Genomic DNA, 26226 nt, shown 5'->3' with positions numbered 1-26226 from the left:
AAGCTTGTCGCATCTTATTCTTTCTGTTCGTTCAAGATTCTGGTAGACTAAACAATGAAGATTAGACAGAAAGAAGGAAATCGAAATGGAAATTTCTGAAATTCGAAACCTCCTAACCGAAATGCAAGAGAAAGTCACAAGTTTTAGGGGGTCTCTTTGACTTAGATCAGCTGGAAGAAGATATTGCTGAAGCAGAAGCAAAAATGGCTGAACCAGGTTTTTGGGATGATAGTGAAGCTGCACAAAAAGTGATCAATGAAAATAATGCAAACAAAGAAACCTATGATCAGTTCAATGAACTCGCACAAGAGCTAGAAGAACTAGAATTGATGGTGGAAATGTTACAAGAAGAGCCAGATGCGCAAATGCAAGAAGAAGCACAAGAGCGAATCAGTGCGTTAGCTGAAAAGATGACGACTTACGAATTAGCCATGTTACTAGATGGACCATATGACCGCAATAACGCCATCGTCGAGCTGCATCCAGGTGCTGGGGGAACAGAATCTCAAGACTGGGGAAGTATGTTGTTACGAATGTACACCCGTTGGTCAGAGCAACACAACTACCAAGTGGAAATGTTAGATTACCAAGCTGGTGATGAAGCTGGAATCAAAAGTGTGACATTATTGATCAAAGGGCATAATGCTTATGGTTATTTGAAATCAGAAAAAGGCGTTCACCGTCTTGTTCGGATCTCGCCATTTGATTCGGCGAAACGTCGACATACGTCATTCTGTTCGGTCGATGTCATGCCAGAATTAGATGACATGATCGACATCGAGGTCAATCCTGATGATTTGAAGATCGACACTTACCGAGCAAGTGGAGCGGGTGGACAGCATATCAACAAAACAGAATCTGCTGTACGGATCACGCATTTGCCAACAGGAACGGTCGTTGCCAGTCAGGCACAACGCTCACAATTAAAAAACCGTGAACAAGCGATGGGGATGCTGAAAGCGAAACTTTATCAATTGGAAGTTGAAAAGAAAGAACAAGAAGCAGCTGCATTACGTGGGGAACAAATGGAAATCGGCTGGGGCTCACAGATCCGTTCTTATGTTTTCCATCCGTATTCGATGGTCAAAGATCATCGGACCAATGTGGAAACTGGAAATGTCCAAGCGGTGATGGATGGCGAGTTAGACCCATTCATCGATGGCTATTTAAAAATGCATATATAGTATGCTTACGATTAGTAGTAAATTGAAATAAAATTGTAAGATTTCGAAAGCAAGCTGAAACATTCCCATGCTATAATGACTAAAGACTGAAAAGATATGGAGAGAACGCCATGATTGAAATGAAGGATGTAATGAAGAAGTACTCAAATGGTACCACAGCTATCCGAAATCTCTCGATCGTCATTGACCAAGGAGAGTTTGTTTATGTAGTAGGACCATCTGGTGCTGGTAAATCTACATTCATCAAATTGATGTACCGAGAAGAAAAAGCAACGAAAGGAACATTGAACGTTGCTGGCCATGATCTGATAAATATCAAAGATCGTGAAGTACCTTATTTACGTAGAGAAATCGGAGTAGTTTTCCAAGACTATAAATTGTTACCTCGAAAAACAGTATATGAAAATGTCGCATATGCGATGCAAGTCATCGGTAGAAAACCTCGTGACATAAAAAAACGTGTCATGGAAGTTTTAGACTTAGTCGGCTTGAAACATAAAGTACGTGTTTTCCCAAGTGAATTATCAGGTGGGGAACAACAGCGTGTTTCGATTGCTCGAGCAATCGTGAATACACCAAAAGTATTGATTGCAGATGAACCGACAGGAAACTTAGACCCGGAAAATTCATGGGAAATCATGAAGTTATTGGATCGGATCAATGCGCAAGGAACGACTGTTGTGATGGCTACACATAACAGTACGATCGTTAATACAATTCGTCACCGCGTAATCGCCATTGAAAATGGCCGGATTATTCGTGACCAAGCGGAAGGGGAATATGGATACGATGATTAGAACCTTTTTCCGTCATTTATTAGAAAGTATCAAAAGTTTAAAACGAAACGGTTGGATGACCATCGCATCAATCAGTGCGGTGACGATCACACTGACTTTGGTTGGTGTATTTATGGCAATCATCATGAATGCGACTAAATTAGCCGAAGACATCGAAGGTAACGTAGATGTTTCTGTGTTCGTTGATATCGGGACGAATGAGAAAGATATGAAAACACTCGAAAAAGAATTGAATGAACTTGAACACGTCAACAAAGTTGAATTTTCAAGTAAAGACCAAGAATTAAAGAAAATCCAGGATCAAATGGGTGATTCTTGGAGTTTGTTTGAGGGAGACGGCAATCCGTTATACGATGTATACGTTGTAACAACGACACAACCTTCTTATACTAAAGAAGTTTCTGAAGAAGCCGCGAAGTTGAAAAATGTTTTCCGTTCGGATTATGGTGGCACTTCGTCTGACCGAATCTTTGATATTGCTGCGGCAGTACGTACATGGGGATTAGCAGCAGCTGCCTTGCTATTATTTGTCGCGATGTTCTTGATCTCAAATACGATTCGTATCACGATCATTTCACGTCAAAGAGAGATCCAGATCATGCGTTTAGTGGGTGCCAAGAATGGCTATATCCGTTGGCCGTTCTTCTTGGAAGGTGGTTGGATCGGTTTGATCGGTGCGATTCTTCCTGTATTGATCATTACATTTGGGTATCAACAAATCTATGGTTTGCTCAATCCAACCTTGTTGCGTTCAAATTACTCATTGATACAGCCACAGGATATCGTTTGGAAAATCGACGCATTGATGGCCGGTATTGGTGTCATTATTGGTTCATTGGGTTCGATTATTTCAATGAGAAGATTCTTGAAATTTTAGTCAAAGATATGAAGCAGACCAGTGGGAGCGATCCTGCTGGTTTTTTTTTGTAAAAATTTTCATTCTCGAAAAATCTATTTTATAGAAAAATAAACTTACTCTTTCCTATCTATCTATAGTATTCTAAGGAAGTCGGTTTTTCTGGTAGACAAATCAGTGGTTTTTCTTTACTTTAAAAAACAACTTCGCTATCCTAAGGAGGATAGCCGGATAAGAGGTGAGGCAATGGATATTATTTTTGACAATTTTTCGACGATCTTACTGCTTACGAACACATTATTATCTTTAGTGATCGTTTTTACCGAAAGAAAAGAAACTGCTCAAACTTGGGCATGGTTACTTGTATTGACTTTTATCCCGATACTAGGTTTTTTCCTTTACATTTTCTTTGGACGTGGGATTTCAAAAGATAAGATATTTGATTTGAAGATTCAAGGAAAGATCGGTAAGAACTTAGAGATCGAAGAGGATCGACAGGCATTGATGCGGGGATTATACCCACATCCTCCGACTGGACAAGTGGATGTCAAACAGTTGATTTATATGTTAACTGTTGGAGAAAGCACACTGTATACCACAAGCAATGATGTGACGGTGTTCACCGATGGCAGAGAAAAATTTGATCGGTTGATCGAGGATATTGAACAGGCAACTGACCACATCCATCTACAATATTATATTTATCGCAGCGATAGCTTAGGGATCGAGGTCTGCCAAGCATTAACTTCTGCTGCTCGCAGAGGGGTTCAAGTAAGAGTTTTACTAGATGCATGGGGATCGACGGAAGTTTCAACCAAGTTTTTCCATGAGTTAAAAGAAGCTGGTGGAGAAGTTGCTTTCTTTTTTCCGCTTTTTGTTCCTTATCTGAACCCGCGAATCAATTATCGGAATCATCGAAAGATCGTAGTAATCGATGGGAAAATTGGTTATACAGGTGGATTCAATGTGGGAAATGAGTATTTAGGTCTCGTGCAAAAATTTGGTTATTGGCGAGATAATCATTTGCGTATCTATGGTGAAGGAGTCTATGCGCTACAAAATCGCTTTTTGATGGATTGGAATTCTCAACATACAAAAGAAGTGCATTATGCGGCGCGCTTTTTCCCAAGTATTGCATCAACCGGTGAGATTGCCTTACAGGTCGTGACGAGTGGACCAGACTCAGAACATGAACAAATCAAAATGACGTACCTTAAAATGATCTCACTGGCCAAGCGGGAGATCTTGATCCAAACGCCTTATTATATTCCAGATGAATCAATCCATGAAGCGTTGAAATTGGCATTGTTATCCGGTGTGAAGGTCCATTTGCAGATCCCCAATAAACCAGATCACCCATTAGTTTATTGGGCAACGTATTCTTTTGCTGCTGAATTGATCGAATATGGTGCTGTCATCGAAACTTATGAAAATGGATTTATTCATGCGAAGACAATGATCATCGATGGCGGAATCGTTTCCGTAGGTTCAGCAAACATCGACGTTCGTTCTTTCCGTTTAGATTTTGAGGTCAATACACTGATCTATGACGAACGGCTCGCAACTCAAGTGCGAGGGGCATTTTTTGAAGATGCAAAAGTTTCTGAGCGTTTGACAAAAGAACGTTACGAGGCTCGGGGCTGGATGATCAAGCTAAAAGAGGGATTGGCTCGACTTGTTTCGCCACTCTTGTAAAAAACTGAACAAAAAAGGACATGAAATAGACTCATAAGAGCAGATTTTCATGTCCTTTTCTATCGGGGCCATTTCTGTAGTTTTATTACAAGAAATGGAGAAAGCGTCTCGCAAGAGCGGGAATTAACTTTTGGGGTATTTCTTGTTTTTTGGGGAAAGCAAGAAATAAGTTAATGCTTGCTTGGTACAGAGACACATTTCAATGCCAGTATAGCATAGAAAAATTTATTGAGATAGTATTTTTTTTAATTAAATTAAATTATTTGTTATTTAATAAAATCAATTGATTTTCAAGTAATAGTGAAAATGTTAAAATGGAAATACTTTAGGATTGAAGGAGATTTCTAATGAAAAAATTACGATTATTAATACCAATGATAGCACTATTTATAACAATGTCTGGGTGTTCAAACCTGGTCGACCAAGGTGAATCGATCACAGCGGTGGGATCATCCGCTTTACAACCTTTAGTTGAAACGGTTGCTGAGACATATCAATCAGAAAATCCCGGCAAATTTATCAATGTACAAGGTGGCGGAAGTGGTACTGGTTTATCGCAAGTCCAATCAGGCGCTGTGGAGATCGGTAATTCTGATTTGTTCGCAGAGGAGAAATCAGGGATCGATGCGTCCGCACTGATCGACCATCGAGTAGCAGTAGTGGGCATTACACCAATTGTCAACAAAGAAGTCGGCATCGACAACATTTCGATGGAAGACTTGAAAAAAGTATTTACTGGTGAATTGACGAACTGGAAACAACTAGGTGGGAAAGATCAGCCAATCGTGATCTTGAACCGTGCAGCAGGTAGTGGAACGAGAGCAACTTTTGAAAAATGGGTCTTAGACGGTGAAACAGCGATTCGTTCCCAAGAACAAGATTCTAGTGGAATGGTCCGTCAAATCGTTGCGGATACCCCAGGAGCAATCAGCTATGTCGCATTCTCTTATGTATCAAAAGATGTGGATACACTGAAAATCGACGGAGTCGAGCCAACAGACAAGAATGTCACAACAAATGATTGGACGATTTGGGCTTATGAGCATATGTATACGCGAAAAGAGACAAGTCAATTAACGAAAGACTTTTTAGCTTATATCTTATCAGATGAAGTGCAAAAAAATATCGTTGGAGATTTAGGCTATATTCCAGTGTCGAGTATGAAAGTTGAACGCGATTGGGAAGGTAATGTGGTGAATTAACCATCTTTACACAAAATTTACAAAGTTAGCAAAAAATTTACATGTTATTAAAATCAAATTGATATTCGCTTAGTAGACTGTATAGGTATGTTAAAGGACCAAGGAGGAATCATCTGTGGAAGATGTAAAAAAAGCACTAGTAACTAAATCCAAGCGCTCGAAAATGGAACAACGTGGAAAGTTTATCAGCTTTTTATGTATTGCATTGATTGTAGTGGTTGTTTTAGCAATATTTTATTTTGTTGCCAGCAAAGGGTTAGCGACCTTTTTTGTTGATAAAATCAATGTTTTTGATTTCTTATTTGGAACAAATTGGAATCCGAGCGCACTCGGGCCGGATGGAAAACCAATGGTAGGAGCTCTACCAATGATCGCGGGTTCGTTTATCGTTACTTTTTTATCTGCGATCATTGCAACACCTTTTGCCATCGGAGCAGCTGTGTTCATGACAGAAATCTCTCCGAAAAACGGAACAAAGATTTTACAACCGGTCATTGAACTACTTGTAGGTATTCCTTCAGTTGTTTATGGGTTTATCGGTCTATCCGTCATCGTTCCATTCATTCGCGGCATTTTTGGCGGAACGGGTTTTGGTATTTTAGCCGGAACATTTGTGTTGTTCGTAATGATCTTACCAACGGTTACGACGATGACAGTCGATGCGTTAAAAGCCGTACCAAGACACTATCGTGAAGCTTCTCTTGCATTAGGAGCAACGAGATGGCAAACCACATATAAAGTAGTCTTACGCGCAGCAATTCCAGGAATCTTGACAGCTATCGTCTTTGGGATGGCTCGTGCCTTTGGTGAAGCCTTAGCGATTCAAATGGTTATCGGTAATGCGGCATTGATGCCAACAAGCTTTACTACTCCAGCTGCAACGCTGACATCGATCTTGACGATGGGTATCGGAAATACAATCATGGGTACCGTTGAAAACAACGTGTTGTGGTCTCTAGCCTTGATCCTACTCTTGATGTCATTATTCTTTAATATCGTTATCCGCTTGATTGGTAAGAAGGGAGAATTGAAATAATGAATGCAAAACGTTCTGATAAAATAGCAACAGGTGTCTTATATGTGATTTCAGGCATCATCGTCCTGATCCTCGCTGCGTTGCTTCTTTATATCTTAGTTCGCGGTATTCCACATATCTCTTGGGCATTTTTGACTGAACCGTCAAAAGCGTATCAAACTGGCGGAGGAATTGGAATCCAATTATTCAACTCTATCTATTTACTGATCATCACAATGATCATCAGTTTTCCGATTTCACTGGGTGCAGGAATCTACTTGTCTGAGTATGCAGGTAAAAACTGGTTGACAGATATCATCCGCACATCCATTGAGATTCTTAGCTCATTGCCTTCTGTCGTTGTCGGTCTCTTTGGTTTCTTGGTTTTCGTTATCCAATTCCAATATGGGTTCTCGATCATTTCAGGTGCCTTGGCATTAACCGTATTCAACTTGCCTTTATTGACTCGGACAGTCGAAGAATCTTTACAAGCTGTTCATTATACACAACGTGAAGCTGGTTTAGCTCTAGGATTGTCTCGTTGGGAAACAGTGCTTCGTGTCGTTGTTCCTGAAGCGACACCAGGTATTTTGACGGGGGTCATCTTGAGTTCTGGCCGTATTTTCGGTGAGGCCGCAGCGTTGATCTATACCGCTGGTCAAAGTGCGCCAGCCTTAGATTTTACTAACTGGAATCCATTTAGCATTTCCAGCCCGATCGGTATCTTCCGACAAGCTGAAACACTAGCTGTCCACATTTGGAAAATCAATACAGAAGGAACGATGCCCGATGGGGTTTCCGTTTCGGCAGGAGCTTCTGCAGTATTGATCATCGCTGTGTTACTATTCAACTTTGGTGCTCGAGCAATTGGAAAACGTCTGCACCGTAAAATGACTTCAGCTTAAGGAGAAGAAGCAGAATGAAAGAATATAATATGAATGAAACCAACATCATCAAAATGGGCGCTGAAAAAGATATCGCGCTATATACAGATGATTTGCATGTATGGTATGGCGATAACGAAGCCATTAAAGGTGTCAATCTTGAATTTGAAAAGAATAAAATCACTGCATTGATCGGACCATCAGGGTGTGGGAAGTCCACTTATCTACGTTCATTGAATCGAATGAACGATGGGATCGCAAATACGAAGATCACTGGAAAGATCATGTATAAAGATGTCGATGTCAATGCACCACAAATCGACGTTTACGAAATGCGCAAACGAATCGGCATGGTGTTCCAACGTCCGAATCCTTTTAGTAAATCAATCTATGACAATATTACGTTTGCCTTGAAACAGCATGGTGAGAAAAACAAACAAAAACTAGATGAGATCGTCGAAACTAGTTTGAAGCAAGCGGCATTATGGGATCAAGTCAAAGATAGTTTGAATAAAAGTGCTTTGGCGTTATCAGGTGGACAACAGCAACGTCTTTGTATCGCTCGTGCAATTGCGATGAAACCAGATATTTTATTGCTTGATGAACCAGCGAGTGCGTTAGACCCGATTTCAACTGGGACTGTTGAAGAAACGTTAGTCAACTTAAAAGAAGATTATACGATTATTATTGTGACTCACAATATGCAACAAGCTGCCCGGATCAGCGATTACACTGCGTTCTTCTATCTTGGAAATGTGATCGAGTATGACAAGACGAATAAGATATTTACTAGACCTAAGATTCAGGCAACTGAAGACTATGTGTCCGGTCATTTTGGTTAAGACGGAGGACTTGCTATGACAAAAGAAATTATCTCATCAAAAGATCTTCATCTGTATTATGGGGAAAAAGAAGCCTTGAAAGGCATTGATCTAAGTTTCAATAAAGGCGAGATCACTGCAATGATCGGACCATCTGGTTGTGGGAAATCTACTTATTTACGTTCATTGAATCGTATGAATGATTTGATCCCAGGTGTAACGATCACTGGTAGTGTCGTTTACAAGGGCAATGATATCTACAGTCCTAAAACGGATATCGTTGGACTACGTAAAGAAATCGGTATGGTGTTCCAACAACCAAATCCTTTTCCATTCTCCATCTATGAAAATGTCATTTATGGGTTGAAAATCAAAGGTGAAAAAGACAAAAAAGTGTTAGACCAAGTAGTAGAAGAGAGCTTGAAAGCAGCATCTGTTTGGGAAGATGTCAAAGATAAATTGCATAAAAGTGCGTTGTCTTTATCAGGTGGACAACAACAGCGAGTGTGTATTGCCCGTGTGTTAGCTGTCAATCCAGAAATTATTTTATTAGATGAGCCAACTAGTGCCTTAGATCCAGTCTCTACTGGTAAAATAGAAAGTATGTTATTAGAGTTAAGAGAACGCTATACGATGATCATTGTGACTCACAATATGTCACAAGCATCACGTATCTCAGACAAAACAGCTTTCTTCTTAGATGGCAATTTGATCGAGTTCAACAATACGAAAAAAATATTTATGAATCCTGATAAAAAAGAAACGGAAGATTATATCTCAGGACGATTCGGATAAGGAGGAAAGAGGATGTTACGAACACAATTTGAAGAAGAATTATTGAACCTTCATAATCAATTTTACGAAATGGGAATGATGGTTAGTAATGCCGTGCATAAATCAGTGCGCTCTTATACAAAACACGACAAAGTTCTTGCAAAAGAAGTAATTGAAAATGACATTACAATCAATGATATGGAAACACGATTAGAGAAAAAAAGTTTTGAAATGATTGCTTTGCAACAACCGGTGACAACTGATCTACGAACGATCATCACAGTCATGAAAGCAAGTTCAGATTTAGAGCGTATGGCTGACCACGCAGTATCAATCGCCAAGTCAACGATTCGTCTTAAAGGAGAAACAAGAATTCCTGAAATCGAAAAAGAAATCTCTGATATGTCTGATTATGTCAAAAAAATGGTAGATAATGTCTTAGTCGCTTACGTTAAAACAGATGAAAAGGACGCACGTACGATTGCAAACATGGATCATCGTGTCAATGAATCCTTCAATCGGATCTACAATGCAACGATCAAAAATATGCAAGCAAATCCCGAAACTGTTATCAGCGGAACGGACTATGTCAACGTAGCAAGTTATTTAGAGCGGATCGGTGATTACGTAACAAATATCTGTGAATGGATCGTGTATCTAGCTACAGGTAAAATCACTGAGTTGAACACAAATCATAACGAAGAGACTAATCAAAGATAAAAATCATTCGCTGATTTTTGTCAAATGCTGATCAGTATTTCTGAGAAATAAGCGCCAACTTCCGAAAAGAGAGATATATTTTTGGAAGTTGGCTTTTTTATTAATATAGAAGACAATTATTCGAGATTTGGCGATGATTAATTATTTGTTGTTATCCATTTCATAAATTTTAAGGATCGGGTACATTAGATATCCTGTTCCTTCTAAAAACGAATAGACGGTGTTCAAGAAGCTGACCTTCAACACTAAGCTAAAAAATTGTAAAATATGAAAAACTATTTTTCAATTTTCTATCTTACTGCTCAGGTCAAGTCGCTTCTTTCACAACCTAGATAGACGGTGTTCAAGAAGCAACACTTCGGACATAAGTCAAAAAAATCAAAAATGAAAAAGCCATTTTTCGATTTTTCTTCCTTATGCCTTAGTGCTGACCGCTTCTTTCACAACCTTAGAATAAACGGTGTTCAAGAAGTAGCTCCTTCAGAAATAAGCGTGAACTCCCTAAAATTTGAAGAACAATTTTCGGTTCTTCACGCTTATTTCTCGGAGCTGAGCACTTCTTTCACAACCTAGATAAACGGTGTACAAGAAGCTGACCTTCAACACTAAGCTAAAAAATTGTAAAATATGAAAAACTATTTTTCAATTTTCTATCTTACTGCTCAGGTCAAGTCGCTTCTTTCACAACCTCTGAAAGGAAGGCGTATGTACAAAAAAAATCGATTATTGATCAAATGTTTGATTCTTTGTAGTTGTTTTGTGGCCGCATGGGTAATCCAACATGCCACTGAATGGTACGAAGACCCAATCATGCAAGTACAGCAAGTATCGCTAGAAAATGAACAACAAGTAATCAAAGGAGAATTGATGAATACGCAAGCGAAAGGAACAGAACTCACTCTGTTTATTCCGCACCAAGAAAATCAGATCGAACATGCAAAAGTTAAGACGAATCAACTTTATCTCGTACGAAAAATCGGGGATGAATGGCAGATACTCAGCAAAAAAAATGACGGATGGTTATTCCTTTTTACAAGTTTATTTATCTGCGCGCTCTTGTTCGTAGGCGGAAAAGCAGGCATATTCACTTTGATCAGTGTAGGACTCAATCTCTTGTTATTGATTTTACTTCTTCAAGGTTTCACGCAGCTCCAAGGGATATCTTTGGTGATGACGAGTGTCCTTTTTGTCTTTCTAGGAACGGTCATTTGCGTTTTTGCTTTAGATGGTTGGCAACAAGGTGGACTGATAAAAATCGTCGCAACCATGACGAGTGTAGGTGTAGCTTTTCTAATTTGTTTGTTCGCAATGGATTATTTGAACGATCAAGGATTACGTTATGAGGAAATGAGTTACTTGACTCGACCGTATCGTTCCGTTTTTTTAGCTAGTTTATTAGTAGGGATGACAGGTGGGGTATTGGATACAGTCGTCACAGTCACGACGACTTTAGATGAGTTGGTGAGTAAACAACCAAAAATAACGATGAAGCGATTGTGGCAGTCTGGTCAAATGGTAGGACAAGATGTAATTGGCTCCATGACGAATATCTTACTATTCGTATACGTCAGTGGGACGATCCCAATGTTACTTGTTTACTTTAACAATGGTTGGCCCTTGAGAGATGCGATTGAGCTACATCTCTCGTTGGAATTGCTACGTGTGATCAGCGGAAGTCTAGGCATTGTCCTTTCGATTCCCATTACACTTTTATGCTATTTAGGCCATTTGAAGTATCGGAGGGCGATTTGATGAATGTACTTTTGCTCTTAGCGCTTCTCTTAGTGCTATTGATTTTACTGGTTGGTGGGAAAAATGGGCTCTATACGATCTTAGGTCTGTTCATCAACGTATTGTTGTTTTTCCTTCTATTGGTCCTGTATCATTTTCGTTTGCCAATATTGCCAAGTGCCATCGTGATCTTTTTATTGATCACTAGTGTCACATTGTTTTTTGTTAATGGCTATAATCTCAAGATGAAAGCAGCTTTTCTTAGTGTATTACTTTTTTTAGTGGTTTTCTTAGTGGTGACGCCGGTTCTTTCTGAACTAGCGGTCCAAGGATTTACAAGGATTGAATTAGATGAGCTGACAGGGTTTGATTTGCATGTACCTTTGGATTTTTTCGCATTGACACGAGCGATTTTATTGATCAGTGTCAGTGGAGCCGTGTTAGATGCAAGTGTGTCGATCGCTAGTGCGACGTATGAAGTATATCTTACAGATCCATTACAAACGTATCGCGAATTAGTAAAATCGAGTATGCGGATCGGCAGAAAAATTTTAGCTACAACAGTGACAACATTGGTGTTTGCTTTCATGGGAAATTGTTTGGCACTGATTTTATGGTTTATCGATCTAGAATTGTCTTTTGCTCAGTTGATCAACGAAAAAACCTTCGTTTTGGAGTATGTAACTGTAGTGATCACCACAAGTGCAGCGATCCTTGTTTTACCGATAACATCAGTCATTTCTTCAGTTTTATTTACTCGACAGAAAAAATCATCCTAAGAATGAGAGAAAGTTACAACTTAAGTCCTATGACTTTTTCTTCAAATCATTGCATAATGTGTATGTAAGGAAAAGCTTGCAAACAATTTTTGCTATAAGGAGGCAATTTCCATGAAAGAAAGAGAACGTATTTTAGAATTAGTTAAAAAAGGCATCCTTTCCACAGAAGAAGGTTTAGACCTATTAGAGAGCATGGCAACTGAAAAAGATGAAAAGCAAATCGCAAAAGAGGCAGATCGTGTACATGCTGATCGTAAAGAAAAAGATGAAGCAAGTCGTTTGATCGATGAACTTGAAAATGGCAAAGCTGAACGTGAAGCAGTAGAACCAGATACAAGACAAAAAGAACAAGAAGACAAAGAGAATCTAGAAAAAATCTTAGATGAATTGGCGACTGAAGCGAACAAAACTTCTGCTCACTTAGATGAAGTCAACGCAAAACTTTTTGAAAATAAAATTGCACGCAATGAAAAACAGGAAACATTGATGCAATTGAATACAAAAGAAGAGTTGGATCAACTAACAGAAGAAGAATTGACACAACGTCAACAATTGGAGCAAGAAGTCAAAGAACTTGAAGCAGCCGGAGATCTCTTATCTGAAGAGCGGATCAAGCTTGAAGCTGAATTAAAAGATATCCGTAAAAACCAATGGTCTGAGAAAAAAGACACCTTTGCTGAGAAATTTGACTTGCCAGAGGATTGGAAAGAACAAGCAAATGACACATTGAACCAAGTCGGCGAAAAAATGACTGAAGCTGGGAGTCAACTAGGTAAATTCTTAAAGAAAACCTTCCAAAATGTTTCCGTAACAGTGAATGACAATATGGAATGGAAAGATGTCAGCTTACGAGTACCTGGGATCGCTACAACTAAATTTGAACACGAATTTTACTATAGCGCGCCACAAGCAAGTATTATCGACATCAAAGCGGCTAATGGGAATGTCACCTTGAAAACTTGGGATAGCGAAGACGTAAAAGTCGAAGCAAAAATCAAGCTTTATGGAAAAATGGGTGCAGAGCCTTATGAAGCTTTTGCTGAACGCAGCCAAATCGAAGTCAATGATGAACACATTTCTTTCCAAATCCCGAACAAACGTGTACGTGCCGATTTAGTCTTCTACTTACCAAAACGCATGTATGACCATACAGCAATCAAATTACTCAATGGTAATATTGTAGTTGAAGATTTAGATGTAAAAGATATTTACATGAAATCAACAAACGGTAATATTTTGGTTGAGCAAATGGCTGCAACGATGCTTGAGATTGGTGGAGTCAATGGGAATATCGATGTCCGTAATGGAGATATTTTAGATTCAATCATTGAAACAGTCAACGGTACAGTTACTTTTGGCGCAACACCAGAAAACTTAGCGATTTCATTAGTCAATGGGGATGTTCGTTTGACAATGAAAGAAGATCGTTTGAAGAAAATCGAAGCAAGCTCAGTCAATGGTAACGTCAAAGTTGCATTGCCAACAACCATCGGTATGGACGGTCATGCAAAAACAAGTCTCGGCAGTATCAATAGCCGCCTGTCTGATTATGAAGTGATCCGTGAAAAGAAAGAGCGCACGAATCAAATGTTAGAATTCCGTCGCGTTTCTGAAAATGAAATGGCGAAAATTGAATTGTCTACTACAACTGGTAGTATCTATTTAAAAGATACAGATAAATAATTTTTTCGCTTCGACCTTCTGAAAGAGGAAGGCGAAGCGAAAATCATACTTATAAGAAACAAACAATAGGTTTATTATTCCAATAAATCTTCCGAAGTAAGATTGTTTTAGCATCTTTCTTCAATTAAAATAGGAGAACAGAGGTGAAAGAAAATGAAAAAAAAGTTGACAAAATCAAATAAAAATATTGTATTGACTGGTACTTTAGCCGGGATTGCTGAATATCTTGGGATTGATCCGACAGTTGTTCGTGTCATTTACGTCTTCTTAAGTTTAGTAGCATTTGGAAGCCCAATTATTTTATACATTCTGTTGGCTTTGCTTGTGCCTTCAGGAAAGAATAATCAACGTCGTTATGGACATGACAACGACTATTATCAAAAAAACAACTACAGAGAACAAACGAATAAACGAAAAGAGGCAGAGAAAATCAACGATGACGAATGGAGTGACTTTTAATGTCTTATCTTCAACGTATTGTTGTTAGTACGCTGACGTTTATCTCTCTGGCAGTTATTTTTCCAAATATGATATTTGTGAATAGTATTTGGACCGCAGTTGTGGCGAGTTTTGTTCTTTCTGTGCTGAATCTATTCGTCAAGCCATTCATTATGTTTTTATCGATCCCCTTTACCTTGTTGACGTTTGGATTATTCACTTTTGTAATCAACGCATTGATTTTACAGATGACCTCCTTCTTTGTCGGAGCAGCTAATTTTAGCTTTTCGTCATTTGGATCAGCTATAATGATTGCAGTGATCATGTCATTCGTAAATATCATCGTTAGCAATCGTAATATGAACAGGAATCGTTAGAAAACAATCCAAAGGACAATAAAGCACAATCAAATAAGTGGAAAGAGGAAGTGGCAATTGTCGCTTCCTCTTCTTATTTCTAAAGAAATGATAGCGATTTCTTGATGGGTGCTTGCAAAAAAAACGAGTGTAATGAAAAGGATATCCCTTGTTTTTTTTATTGGTAGTACTTTTACCGATAGAATGATAAAATAAAAGAGAACAGTTTAATAGAAATGAGGTATACGAATGGCAGAAATGGTAAAAGTTAGCCAATTAGTAGAAAAACTATCATTAGAAATCGTCACTGGTGACGAGCAAAGTTTAAATCGTGTCATCGTAACCGGTGATATCTCCAGACCTGGACTGGAATTGACCGGTTATTTTAATTATTATTCGCATGATCGACTACAGTTATTTGGGAGCAAAGAAATCAGCTTCGCAGAACGGATGATGCCGGAAGAGCGTTTGATGATCATGCGTCGTTTATGCAGTGAAGACATGCCAGCCTTTATCATCTCTAGAGGTTTAGCTGCACCGGAAGAAATGATTCAAGCAGCAAATGAACATGGCATGGCCGTTTTGCGTTCGCCGATCTCAACCTCACGTTTACTTGGTGAGTTATCAAGTTATTTAGATGGACGATTAGCACCTAGGACAAGTGTTCACGGCGTCTTAGTCGATGTCTATGGACTAGGTGTCTTGATCCAAGGAGATAGTGGTATTGGGAAGAGTGAGACAGCGTTAGAACTGATCAAAAGAGGCCATCGATTGATTGCAGATGATCGAGTGGATGTGTATCAACAAGATGAGCTAACTGTTATTGGAGAGCCACCAAAAATCCTTGAACATTTGATTGAGATTCGCGGAATCGGGATCATTGATGTGATGAATCTTTTTGGTGCCAGTGCAGTCAGAGGATCAATGCAAGTCCAATTAGCTGTCTACTTAGAAGCTTGGGCAAAAGAGAAAAAATACGATCGTTTAGGGTCTGAAGATACTTCTGTTGAAATTGCGGAAGTAGGTATTCCCCAAATCAAAATACCTGTGAAAACTGGACGAAATGTCGCGATCATCATTGAAGTTGCTGCGATGAATTTCCGTGCGAAAACGATGGGATTCGATGCAACGAAGACATTTGAAGAAAGATTGAGCCGTTTGATCGAAGAAAATTCAAACGGACAATAGCTAGGAGTGAAAGTATGATTGCACAAATCAATCGGGTCGCTTTTGACCTTTTAGGAGTTCCTATTTACTGGTATGCATTGATCATTGTTTCAGGCATTATCATCGCCATGTGGTTAAGCAGTCGAGAAGCAGTAAGGGTAGGAATGAAAGCAGAAGACGTCACTGACTTTATGTTATGGGGATTACCGCTATCGATCATTGGCGCACGCTTGTATTACATCTTGTTCGATTTACCACAGTATATTGCAAATCCGATCCAAATATTCAATATCCGTTCAGGCGGTCTAGCGATTTATGGTGGTCTGATTGCAGGCGGTATCACATTATATTTTTACACGAAATATCACTTCATTGATGTCTGGACGTTCTTGGACATTGCTGCACCTAGTGTTTTATTAGCACAAGCAATTGGACGCTGGGGAAATTTCATGAACCATGAAGCATTTGGACCAGATACAACAAGGAGTTTCTTAGAAAGCCTATATTTACCAAATTTTATCATTGATAATATGTATATCGATGGGATCTATCGGCAGCCAACCTTCCTTTATGAATCGATGTGGAGCCTTCTTGGTGTGATCATTCTCTTATTACTGCGGAAAAAAGCGCATCTTTTGAAAAAAGGGGAAATCGCACTGCTTTACTTGATATGGTATAGTTTTGGTCGTTTCTTCATCGAAGGAATGAGAACGGATAGTCTTTACTTTTTAGATACGATTCGTGTGTCACAGCTTTTATCTGCTGTGCTATTCATTGGAGCAATCGTTCTATTCATCTGGCGTCGGAAAAAAGGCAACTTACCAGATTACGACCGATCTTTAGGGAAAAATCAATTCATTATCTAAAGTCCAAGTCGAAAAAAATGAAAAAATTTGCAGGAGTGGTAAAATGAAATATAGGGTAGCGGTTTTAGGTGCTGGCTCGTGGGGAACAGCATTAGCACAAGTGCTTGCTGAAAATGGTCATGACGTTCGACTCTGGAGTCACCGTGCCTCACAGGTTAATGAAATCAACCAAAAGCATACCAATGAGCGTTATTTACCAAAACACCAATTGCCCAAAACGATCATCGCATACTCGGACATGGCGAAGGCTGTTTCTGATGTAGATGCTGTTTTGTTCGTTGTACCGACTAAGGCGATTCGTTCTGTATGTCAAGAACTCGTTGAGGTCTTGAAAACAAAACCAGTGATCATCCATGCAAGTAAAGGCTTAGAACAAGGAACACACAAGCGGATCTCAGAAGTCCTGGCAGAAGAGATCCCAGCAGAAAAGAGACAAGCAATTGCTGTTTTATCGGGTCCAAGTCATGCAGAAGAAGTGGCTCGTCACGATATTACGACGATCACTGCTGCAAGCACGGAAGCAGATGCTGCTAAATTTGTTCAAACACTATTTTTGAATCATTATTTCCGAATCTATACGAATCCTGATGTTATTGGGGTCGAAATGGGTGCCGCTTTAAAAAACATTATCGCAATCGGTGCAGGTGCAATCCATGGCTTAGGTTTTGGGGATAATGCAAAGGCAGCTATCATGACAAGAGGATTAGCAGAAATCAGCCGCTTAGGTGTTGCTATGGGAGCAAATCCGTTGACCTTCATCGGACTGAGCGGTGTCGGTGATTTAATTGTCACGTGTACAAGTATTCACTCGAGAAATTGGCGTACCGGTCATCTGCTTGGACAAGGCCATGAATTAAGCGAAGTCTTGGATAATATGGGCATGGTCGTGGAAGGTGTCCAGACCACACGAGCTGCTAAAGAGTTAGCTGAGACCATGGGGATCGAGATGCCGATCACTCAAACGATTTATGAAGTGCTATATGAGCACAAGAACATAAATGAAGCAGCGACAGAGATCATGTTGCGCGATGGCAAAAAAGAGAATGAATTTCACTAACATTTTTAAGGGAGAGAAAAAAATGAAAGTAAAAAAAGCAGTGATTCCAGCAGCAGGTTTAGGAACAAGATTTTTACCTGCAACAAAAGCGATGGCAAAAGAAATGTTGCCGATCGTTGATAAACCAACGATTCAATTTATCGTAGAAGAAGCGTTAAAATCAGGGATTGAAGATATTTTGATCGTCACAGGGAAAGCAAAACGCCCAATTGAAGATCATTTTGACTCAAATATCGAATTAGAAACGAATTTAGGCGAAAAAGGAAAAACTGAATTACTAAAATTAGTGGAAGAAACAACGGATGTAAACCTTCATTTTATTCGTCAATCGCATCCTAAAGGGTTAGGACACGCTGTGTTGCAAGCAAGAGCATTCATCGGAAATGAACCGTTTGTTGTCATGTTAGGCGATGACATCATGGAAGATGAAATCCCATTGACACAACAACTGATCGACGATTATGAGCGTACACATGCTTCAACGATCGCCGTGATGCAAGTACCTCACAAAGATACATCTAAATATGGGATCATCAATCCAGGAGAAGAACTAGAAGACGGCTTATTCAATGTCAAAGATTTTGTTGAAAAGCCTGAACCAAGTAAAGCACCAAGTGATTTAGCAATTATTGGACGCTATTTATTGACACCCGAAATCTTTGATGTGTTAGCAGAGCAAAAACCAGGTGCAGGTAATGAGATCCAATTGACCGATGCAATCGATACATTGAATAAGACACAACGCGTATTCGCACGTAAATTTACGGGTAAACGTTATGATGTCGGCGACAAATTTGGTTTTATGAAAACAAGCATCGAATATGGATTGACACATCCAGAAGTGGGTGGACCATTAAGAGAATACATTCTATCATTAGGCAAGTCTTTAGCAGCAGAGACGCCTTCATCTTTCAATCAATCAACAGAAACTTCTGAACCAACTAACAAAAAGTAAACAAGCGAGATGCTTCAGCTGCTGATCAAAATGTAGGTAGTTGAAGCTTTTTGCTATTTTTTATTTGTTTAAAAAATATGAAAATGCTATCCTTATAGCAAGAAGAGGAGAAGGAGGCTTGATTATGACAGTTGGAGAAATTGCTGGCTTGATTGCAGCAATTGCTTTTGCAATACTTGTGGTCTTTCTAGTACGTGTATTGATTCGATTAGCAAAAACGATTGAAAAAGCAGAACAAACAGTAACAGAAGCAAACACAACGATTGAAGTCGTTACCAAAGATGTTGATCTTTTATCGAGACAAGTCGAAGGCTTGTTAGTGAAAAGCAACGAATTGTTGAATGATATCAACGGAAAAGTAGCAACGATCGATCCTTTATTTACAGCTGTCGCTGATTTGAGCGAGAGTGTATCAGAATTGAATTCTTCAAGCAAACACATCGTTACAAAAGTTGGTGGCATCGGTAAAACAACAGCAAAAGCAACTGTTGCCAGCAAAGTCGGTGGGACTGCAGTGAAATTCTTTAAACATAAAAAACCAACAACAGATACGACAGGAGGAAAATAATCATGGCAAAAAAAGGTGGATTTTTACTAGGTGCAGTGATTGGTGGTACAGCAGCAGCAGTAGCAGCTCTACTACTTGCACCAAAATCAGGTAAAGAATTACGTGATGAATTAGCAGCACAAGCGGATGATTTTCTAGATATGGCTTCTGATTATACAGAGATGGCAAAAGAAAAATCAACTGAATTGACAAGTATCGCAAAAGACAAAGCGCATGATCTTTCACAACAAGCAGGCGATTTAGCTGGTAATGTCAAACAAACAGTCTCAGACGCAACAGCCGACGCAGGAGACGAATCAGAAGATATTTTAGTGACATTGAAAGAGCAATCAGCTGATTTATCTGATCGTTTCAAAAAATCAGCTGCTGATTTAGGCGACACAGCAGCTGCTGCGAAAGAAGACATCATGATCGACATCAAAGATACAGCAGACCAAGCAGGTAGTACTGTAAAAGAAGGCATTGACGAAGCTAAACCAGTAGCTGAAGATGCAAAAATCTTGTCTGAGATGGCAAAAGAAGATGCAGCTACTGCGAAAGAAGATCTAAAAGATACATTTAAATAAGCAACACTAAAAAGTGAGCAAGAAAAGGCACGATCAGGAAACAACCTGATTCGTGTCCTTTTTTCTCTAATCTTACGTGGAGAGGATATTGTAAATGATTGAGATCAAGAAAAGCGATTCCGAAGAAACAGAAAAGAAAATCATTGGTCTGCTGAACGAACAATATATGCAATCATTTTCTACAAATGAACACTTAACAACTCAAACCATTTCAATCAGTGCATCTAAGGATGAGAAGTGGATCGGTGGCGCAGTGGCATCTTTATTTGGAAATACCTTGCATCTATCATTGCTCGGCGTAGATCAATCGTACCGTCACGAAGGCATCGGATCGCGATTAATAGAAGCGGTTCAACAAACAGCTTTGGAAAACCAGTGTTTGTATATGACCGTCAATACGCAAGATTATCAAGCTCGAGAGTTCTACGAAAGGCATGGCTTTGAGGTGTTTGCTTCGGTGGAAAATATGCCTTTTGTTGGCACAACAAAATTCTATTTAAAGCAACAAATAGCAAATGAATAGGTATCGACAACTAACGGATATCAGAAAAAGCAACTAAAAAAATAAGCGATAACCCGAAAATAGTTTCTACTTTGGGGTTATCGCTTATTTTACAGGTCAAAACGCTTCTTTCACAACCTAGATAAACGGTGTTCAAGAAGCAACACTTCAATAATAAGCCAAAACCATCAAAAATGAAAAAGCCATTTTCGATGGTTCTGTCTTATTACTCAGTGCTGAACGCTTCTTTCACAACCTATGATAAACGGTGTTCAAGAAGCTGACCTTCAACATTAAGCTGAGAAATCAAAAAATATGGAAAGCTATTTTCTGATTTCCCCTCTTACTGTTCAGGTCAAAACGCTTCTTTCACAACCTAGATAAACGGTGTTCGAAAGCCAGCTCCTTCAGTATTAAGGCAGAACGGCTTTCTCACAACCTCGATGAACGGTGTTCAAGAAGCAACACTTCAATAATAAGCCAAAACCATCAAAAATGAAAAAGCCATTTTCGATGGTTCTGTCTTATTACTCAGTGCTGAACGCTTCTTTCACAACCTTACTCCACCACTAATAATTCTTTTGGTGTTGTTGTAAATGGGATACAACTGTCACTTGTGACATAGACGCAATCTTCGATTCTTACGCCTACTTGATCAGGGATATAAATACCTGGTTCTAATGAGAAGCACATGCCTTCTTCGATCACTAGATCATTGCCTGCCACTAGTGAGGGATATTCATGAACCGTTGTACCAATACCATGACCTAGACGATGATTGAAGTATTCACCGTAGCCGTAGCTTTCAATGACGTTACGTGCGACTTGATCAAGTTCAGCGGCTGTGACGCCTGGACGAACAGCTTCTTGAGCTGCTAATTGGGCTTCAAGCGTGATTTGGTAGATTTTCTCTTGAAATTCTGTCGGTTTTTGGAAGGCAACTGTTCGTGTCGCATCACTACAATAGCCATCCCATACGACGCCTAGATCGAACAAGACAAGTTCATTTGGTTGGATCGTAGTACTTCCAGGTGTTCCATGAGGGCTTGCTGCATTTGTCCCCGCTAAAACTAGCGTGTCAAAAGACATTTGAGATACCCCTTGTTTTTTTAGTTGATATTCGATTTCAGCAATAATTGCTTGTTCCGTTACGCCTTCTTTGATGGAGCGAAAACCAATTTCAAAAGCTACATCTGCCCATTTTCCTGCCGCAATCAATTGCTCTTTTTCTTTTGTTGTTTTGATTAATTGCAGACGTTGGATGACTGGAGTCAGGTCAGCAAATCGGACACTGCTTGTCATTTGTTGCGATAACGCGTCAAAGCGATCAACCGTCAACGCATTTTTTTCGATCCCGATCGTTTTTATTTGTGGATAACGGGTGCGGATCTCTTGCCCGATCAATAGCCAAGGATCTTCACTATCAAGATAACCTCGGACATCATAGGCCCAAGGACTATTTTGTGCATCTTCTACTTCTAACGCTGGTGTAAACAAGAAAGGATCTTGGTCAAGTGGAAGAAATAGAGCTAGTACACGTTCGTGGGGTTCACTTTCATAACCAGCAAAATAGGCGATATGACCTGGATCACTGATATAAGCAAGGTCGATTTCTTTTTGAGCCATCCATTGGCGTAATTCATTGATTTTTTCAAGATTCATTTGGACATCCTTCTTTCGCATTTATGGCATGTTTCGATAATTCATTGTACCACTCTTGTAAAAAAAGACCAATTGACTAAAAGTGAAAAAGGTGATTTTTTTCATGAAAACGCTAGTAAAACGGTTGCAATTTCTGTCAATCTTTGATATCCTGTTTTAGAAATGTAAATCGTATTTTCAGAAAAGATATAAAAACAGAATAGGAGAACAACGATGGAAAAACAAACTATCACTATTTATGACGTAGCGAGAGAGGCAAATGTTTCGATGGCTACTGTTTCACGTGTTGTCAATGGGAATCCAAATGTAAAACCAGCTACAAGAAAAAAAGTATTGGAAGTCATTGACCGCTTAGATTATCGCCCAAATGCTGTAGCTCGTGGTCTTGCAAGTAAAAAAACAACGACGGTTGGGGTCATCATCCCAGATGTCAGCAATATGTTCTTTGCTTCATTAGCACGTGGGATCGATGATGTGGCAACGATGTACAAATATAATATCATTTTGGCAAATTCAGACGGAAATGACCAAAAAGAAGTCAACGTACTGAACAATCTTTTAGCCAAACAAGTTGACGGTGTGATTTTCATGGGGCATCATATCACAGATGAAATCCGTGGCGAATTCTCACGTTCAAAAACTCCAGTTGTTTTAGCTGGTTCGATCGATCCAGACGAACAAGTAGGAAGTGTCAATATCGACTATACTTCAGCGACAAAAGATGCAGTGACTAAATTAGCTAAAAACGGCAATAAAAAAATTGCCTTTGTAAGTGGTGCATTGATTGACCCGATCAATGGCCAAAACCGTTTGAAAGGCTACAAAGAAGCGTTGAAAGAAAACGGACTGACTTATAGTGAAGGGTTGATCTTTGAATCAAGCTATAATTTTAGAGATGGCTTGTCATTAGTAGAACGTATCCACAATAGTGGAGCAACTGCTGTTTATGTAACGGATGATGAACTAGCAATCGGTATTTTAGATGGCTTGATTGACCGTGGTGTCAAAGTACCAGAAGAATTTGAGATCATCACAAGCAACAATTCTTTATTGACTGAAGTTGCTCGCCCACGCTTGACAAGTATTACGCAACCATTATATGACTTAGGTGCGGTATCAATGCGTCTATTGACAAAAATGATGAACAAAGAAGAAGTGGAAGAAAAAACAATCATCTTACCATATGGAATTGAAGAAAAAGGTTCAACGAAATAAATCGATTGAGATAAACATCAAGCGATTGATCAAATAAAACGATAATTAAAAGTAGCTGAAATGACAAAGAATCGTCGTTTCAGCTACTTTTTTTATGGAAATAACAGGGGCAAAGTTTCACCAAAGATAAGTAAAAACGAATAAAAAATGAGCCGGATCTTGATATCATTTATCAAGATCTGACTCATTTTTTTGAGAAAGAGTAGTGGACTCAGATTGTTTTGTTAATCGTCGTCTTTGTCATCCTCTTTGTTCTGTGGATTTTCACGTTCGAATGTTCCGACAGTATTCCAATAATCTTTGTAATTTTCATCTGTTCCACCTACACCAAATTTGAAGGTGCTTTTCTCAGGACCATTTTTTGCCCAAAGTGACTCGACAGTTTTGCTAGGTGTATTGATCGATCTTCGGTCAACGGTCACTTTTCCAGGTAATTGTCCTGTGAAGGCAGAAACGTCTTCTTTCTTCACATCAGAAGCAAGTGTGAATTTCTGATCGGTACCAAAAATCGTTGGGTTTACTTGATACACTTGATTGATTAAATTCGCTAAATATTTGGATGAACGCAATCTTGCTTGGGCATCCATTCCGGTATTATCATCGTGTCCTGCCCAACTACTGATCGTGACAGAGGGTGTGGAGACAACTAACCATGAATCTCGGTAATCATTCGTTGAACCAGTTTTACCGATCCAGTCCGCTTGACCTAAGCTGCCATTGAGACTAGTGATATCATCTTTGAATGGTGTGGTGATCTTTTCATTGATAACGCTACGCAACATATCATTGACGATCGAAGCGGCGGCTTCGGAAAAGACACGCACTGGCTTAACTTCGTGTTGATAAATGACATTCCCCTCGTTGTCAGTGATCGCATCAATGATATACGCTTGCTGGAATTCGCCATTATTTGCTAATGCCTGGAAGCCATTGGTTTGTTGAAGAGTGGTGACATCGACTGTTCCCAGTGGTGCCGATTCAACGCCCCAGTTAGCATTTGCGGGATAGTTCATTTTTGATAGATACGTTTCGTAGGCGTATTGTTTTGAGCCGCCATTGTTCAAAACATCTTGATATAAATGGTAAGCAGGGATATTGTTCGACCATTCCAATGATTCACGAACCGTTTGGAAGGTATTTGATCCTTTATTCGTCGCATTGACGATGTCTTCTCCGGCATTTGAGCCTTCTTGCCAAGTAGTTGCATAGTCAGAAACACGTGATTCTGAACCAACTAAGCCCATATCGATCGCTGGGCCATAAACCAACATCGGCTTGATCGATGATCCGGCTTGTCTTTGAGTATCAAAGGCATGATTATTTTGGTTCAGCGCATAATTACGACCACCGACAAATCCATAAACTCGACCGGTTTTATTATCCATCAGAACGTTACCAGTCTCAACAGGTGTGCCTTTTCCGTCATCAAGTAAGTAACCATAATTGGCAACACCTGCTTGCATCGCATCATAGATGCCTTTATCGATCGTTGAATGAATCGTGTACCCTTGATTTTGGATCGTTTGTTCTGCACGTTGATAGTAGGCATTGTAGACGTCTGTATCGGATAGATCTGCGTTATCTTTTTCTCCCAATTGTCTAGCAATGATATCGGTCGCAGCATTCATGACCGTGTAATATAAGAAGTCACGGTCAGTTTGTTCTGCCACTTGTTGACCTAAGAAATCTTTTGTTAAGTCATAGGCTTTTGCTTCTTCATATTGTTCTTTTGTGATTTGGTGTTCACGATACATGCTAAATAGCACGATGTCTTTTCTTTCTAAGCCGGCAGTAAGGTCTTCTTTCAATGCACCTGTATTGGTATAAGGGCTATAAGTGATCGGACTTTGTGGTAAACCTGCGATAAATGCCGCTTGTGGTAAGGATAAATCGCTCGCATTGACTCCGAAGATCCCTTGCGCAGCTTCTTGGACACCGGCAATATTTTGGCCTTTATTGTTTCTTCCGAAAGGTGAAACATTCAAATAAGTGGAGATGATTTCGTCTTTTGTAAAATGTTTCTCGACTTGAGCAGCCAATAAGATCTCATTTGCTTTACGCTTAAAGGTTGTTTCATCGGTCAAAATCTGTTGCTTGACTAACTGCTGTGTCAGTGTTGATCCTCCAGATGAGCCGATCCCAGTTGCTTCAGAGAAAAGTGCTCGGATCACCGCTTTAGGAACATAGCCTTTATGTTCTTCAAAATATTCATCCTCTGTGCTGATGATCGCAGATTTTAAATAAGGCGACATTTGATCTGAAGGGACGGTTGTCCGCATCAAATCAGTTTGGATCGTCGAGATCTCTGTATTATCGGCATAAACAAGTTTTGATGTTTCGGTTATATTACCTAACTCAGATTGTAACTCAGATTTGGAAGGTAGCTTTGTATCTTCAACTAGATACGCAAAATAGCCGGCACCGACTCCCACACCTAATGCAGCGAATAGAATGATAAGAACCATGATAAAAACGGTTAATGATTGAAAAACGCGAAAAATGACCTTAGGAACAAACCACTTTTCTTTTGTTCGTCGTGCTTGTTTTCTTCGTGTATTATTACGTGGCAAAGGTTTCACCTCAACTAATGGTTTTATTTCGCTAATTATAGCAAATAATAGAACAAAAAAACAGACATGGCTTTTTTTGTGTCTTATTTGACCTTTGGTTTTGAGAAAACATTAAAAATTCTTCTAGTTATTTTGTATCTGCTCGGATCATTGGACAGATTTC

Annotated in this window: 25 protein-coding genes; 23 read left to right on the top strand and 2 right to left on the bottom strand. The window is 39.4% G+C overall.

What is annotated here, in order from left to right; all coding sequences use genetic code 11:
* The first annotated feature begins 85 nt into the window (after positions 1-85).
* The 22 genes from prfB to IGJ14_RS09565 all read left to right on the top strand — a co-directional run bounded on the left by prfB (position 86) and on the right by IGJ14_RS09565 (position 20637).
* A protein-coding gene (gene prfB, locus IGJ14_RS09670; RefSeq protein ID WP_178946468.1) for a peptide chain release factor 2 occupies positions 86-1184 on the top strand; the annotation gives its coding sequence in 2 pieces (ribosomal slippage) (positions 86-157 and positions 159-1184; 1098 coding nt in all).
* Between the two features lie 110 nt (positions 1185-1294).
* Entirely contained in the window at positions 1295-1981 is a 687-nt protein-coding gene (gene ftsE, locus IGJ14_RS09665) for a cell division ATP-binding protein FtsE (protein ID WP_010734913.1), read from the top strand.
* On the top strand, positions 1974-2858 hold the full coding sequence (gene ftsX, locus IGJ14_RS09660) for a permease-like cell division protein FtsX (protein WP_338064522.1): 885 nt from the start codon (positions 1974-1976) through the stop codon (positions 2856-2858). Before ftsE ends, ftsX begins: the two co-directional genes overlap by 8 nt.
* Before the next feature lie 225 nt (positions 2859-3083).
* Entirely contained in the window at positions 3084-4532 is a 1449-nt protein-coding gene (cls, locus tag IGJ14_RS09655; RefSeq protein ID WP_430607659.1) for a cardiolipin synthase, read from the top strand.
* 347 nt (positions 4533-4879) lie between these two features.
* Positions 4880-5734 carry a phosphate ABC transporter substrate-binding protein PstS gene (locus IGJ14_RS09650; RefSeq protein ID WP_010734916.1) on the top strand — a complete coding sequence of 285 codons (855 nt, stop codon included), beginning with the start codon at positions 4880-4882 and terminating at the stop codon, positions 5732-5734.
* 115 nt (positions 5735-5849) lie between these two features.
* A complete protein-coding gene (pstC, locus tag IGJ14_RS09645) occupies positions 5850-6770 on the top strand; it encodes a phosphate ABC transporter permease subunit PstC (RefSeq protein ID WP_034687410.1) in 921 nt (306 codons plus the stop codon).
* Positions 6770-7654, top strand: coding sequence for a phosphate ABC transporter permease PstA (gene pstA, locus IGJ14_RS09640; RefSeq protein ID WP_065096311.1), 885 nt, complete (start codon positions 6770-6772; stop codon positions 7652-7654). Before pstC ends, pstA begins: the two co-directional genes overlap by 1 nt.
* Positions 7655-7668: 14 nt before the next feature.
* Positions 7669-8475: a phosphate ABC transporter ATP-binding protein PstB gene (gene pstB, locus IGJ14_RS09635; RefSeq protein WP_071866762.1), complete on the top strand. Its 807-nt coding sequence runs from the start codon at positions 7669-7671 to the stop codon at positions 8473-8475.
* A 15-nt stretch (positions 8476-8490) separates the two neighbouring features.
* On the top strand, positions 8491-9249 hold the full coding sequence (gene pstB, locus IGJ14_RS09630; protein WP_010734920.1) for a phosphate ABC transporter ATP-binding protein PstB: 759 nt from the start codon (positions 8491-8493) through the stop codon (positions 9247-9249).
* 12 nt (positions 9250-9261) lie between these two features.
* Positions 9262-9948, top strand: coding sequence for a phosphate signaling complex protein PhoU (phoU, locus tag IGJ14_RS09625; RefSeq protein WP_010734921.1), 687 nt, complete (start codon positions 9262-9264; stop codon positions 9946-9948).
* Between the two features lie 705 nt (positions 9949-10653).
* A complete protein-coding gene (locus IGJ14_RS09620) occupies positions 10654-11700 on the top strand; it encodes a YibE/F family protein (RefSeq protein WP_410300574.1) in 1047 nt (348 codons plus the stop codon).
* On the top strand, positions 11700-12458 hold the full coding sequence (locus tag IGJ14_RS09615) for a YibE/F family protein (RefSeq protein WP_430607654.1): 759 nt from the start codon (positions 11700-11702) through the stop codon (positions 12456-12458). Before IGJ14_RS09620 ends, IGJ14_RS09615 begins: the two co-directional genes overlap by 1 nt.
* Positions 12459-12569: 111 nt before the next feature.
* On the top strand, positions 12570-14141 hold the full coding sequence (gene liaX, locus IGJ14_RS09610) for a daptomycin-sensing surface protein LiaX (protein WP_430607652.1): 1572 nt from the start codon (positions 12570-12572) through the stop codon (positions 14139-14141).
* A gap of 153 nt (positions 14142-14294) precedes the next feature.
* Entirely contained in the window at positions 14295-14600 is a 306-nt protein-coding gene (locus IGJ14_RS09605; protein WP_010734926.1) for a PspC domain-containing protein, read from the top strand.
* On the top strand, positions 14600-14956 hold the full coding sequence (locus IGJ14_RS09600) for a phage holin family protein (RefSeq protein WP_019723337.1): 357 nt from the start codon (positions 14600-14602) through the stop codon (positions 14954-14956). The genes IGJ14_RS09605 and IGJ14_RS09600 overlap by 1 nt, the downstream gene beginning before the upstream one ends.
* A gap of 228 nt (positions 14957-15184) precedes the next feature.
* Positions 15185-16123 (top strand): HPr(Ser) kinase/phosphatase, encoded by a 939-nt coding sequence (gene hprK, locus IGJ14_RS09595; RefSeq protein WP_010734928.1) that lies wholly within the window; start codon positions 15185-15187, stop codon positions 16121-16123.
* Between the two features lie 14 nt (positions 16124-16137).
* Positions 16138-16968: a prolipoprotein diacylglyceryl transferase gene (lgt, locus tag IGJ14_RS09590; protein WP_019723336.1), complete on the top strand. Its 831-nt coding sequence runs from the start codon at positions 16138-16140 to the stop codon at positions 16966-16968.
* Between the two features lie 43 nt (positions 16969-17011).
* Complete coding sequence (locus IGJ14_RS09585; protein ID WP_065096315.1) at positions 17012-18025, top strand: NAD(P)H-dependent glycerol-3-phosphate dehydrogenase; 1014 nt, start codon at positions 17012-17014, stop codon at positions 18023-18025.
* Positions 18026-18047: 22 nt separating this feature from the next.
* The gene (gene galU, locus IGJ14_RS09580) at positions 18048-18980 is read left to right on the top strand and encodes a UTP--glucose-1-phosphate uridylyltransferase GalU (protein WP_010734931.1); all 933 of its coding nucleotides are present in this window, start codon (positions 18048-18050) and stop codon (positions 18978-18980) included.
* Positions 18981-19104: 124 nt separating this feature from the next.
* Positions 19105-19548, top strand: coding sequence for a DUF948 domain-containing protein (locus IGJ14_RS09575; protein WP_010734932.1), 444 nt, complete (start codon positions 19105-19107; stop codon positions 19546-19548).
* 2 nt (positions 19549-19550) lie between these two features.
* Positions 19551-20114: a YtxH domain-containing protein gene (locus tag IGJ14_RS09570; protein WP_019724317.1), complete on the top strand. Its 564-nt coding sequence runs from the start codon at positions 19551-19553 to the stop codon at positions 20112-20114.
* A 94-nt stretch (positions 20115-20208) separates the two neighbouring features.
* Positions 20209-20637 carry a GNAT family N-acetyltransferase gene (locus IGJ14_RS09565; protein WP_195475779.1) on the top strand — a complete coding sequence of 143 codons (429 nt, stop codon included), beginning with the start codon at positions 20209-20211 and terminating at the stop codon, positions 20635-20637.
* Between the two features lie 537 nt (positions 20638-21174).
* Here the strand turns inward: IGJ14_RS09565 and IGJ14_RS09560 are convergent.
* Positions 21175-22278, bottom strand: coding sequence for an aminopeptidase P family protein (locus tag IGJ14_RS09560; RefSeq protein ID WP_066026353.1), 1104 nt, complete (start codon positions 22276-22278; stop codon positions 21175-21177).
* 213 nt (positions 22279-22491) lie between these two features.
* Between IGJ14_RS09560 and ccpA the strand changes: the two genes are divergently transcribed.
* Positions 22492-23493, top strand: coding sequence for a catabolite control protein A (ccpA, locus tag IGJ14_RS09555; RefSeq protein WP_023520019.1), 1002 nt, complete (start codon positions 22492-22494; stop codon positions 23491-23493).
* A 224-nt stretch (positions 23494-23717) separates the two neighbouring features.
* On the opposite strand, the gene IGJ14_RS09550 is transcribed toward ccpA, so the two are convergent.
* Entirely contained in the window at positions 23718-26063 is a 2346-nt protein-coding gene (locus IGJ14_RS09550; RefSeq protein ID WP_065096318.1) for a transglycosylase domain-containing protein, read from the bottom strand.
* Positions 26064-26226 lie beyond the last annotated feature (163 nt).

Origin of the sequence: Enterococcus sp. DIV1304_2 (genome assembly GCF_050555445.1) — a bacterium.
Classification (GTDB): Bacteria; Bacillota; Bacilli; order Lactobacillales; family Enterococcaceae; genus Enterococcus_B; species Enterococcus_B pernyi.
This window is presented reverse-complemented; position numbering and strand designations above follow the sequence as displayed.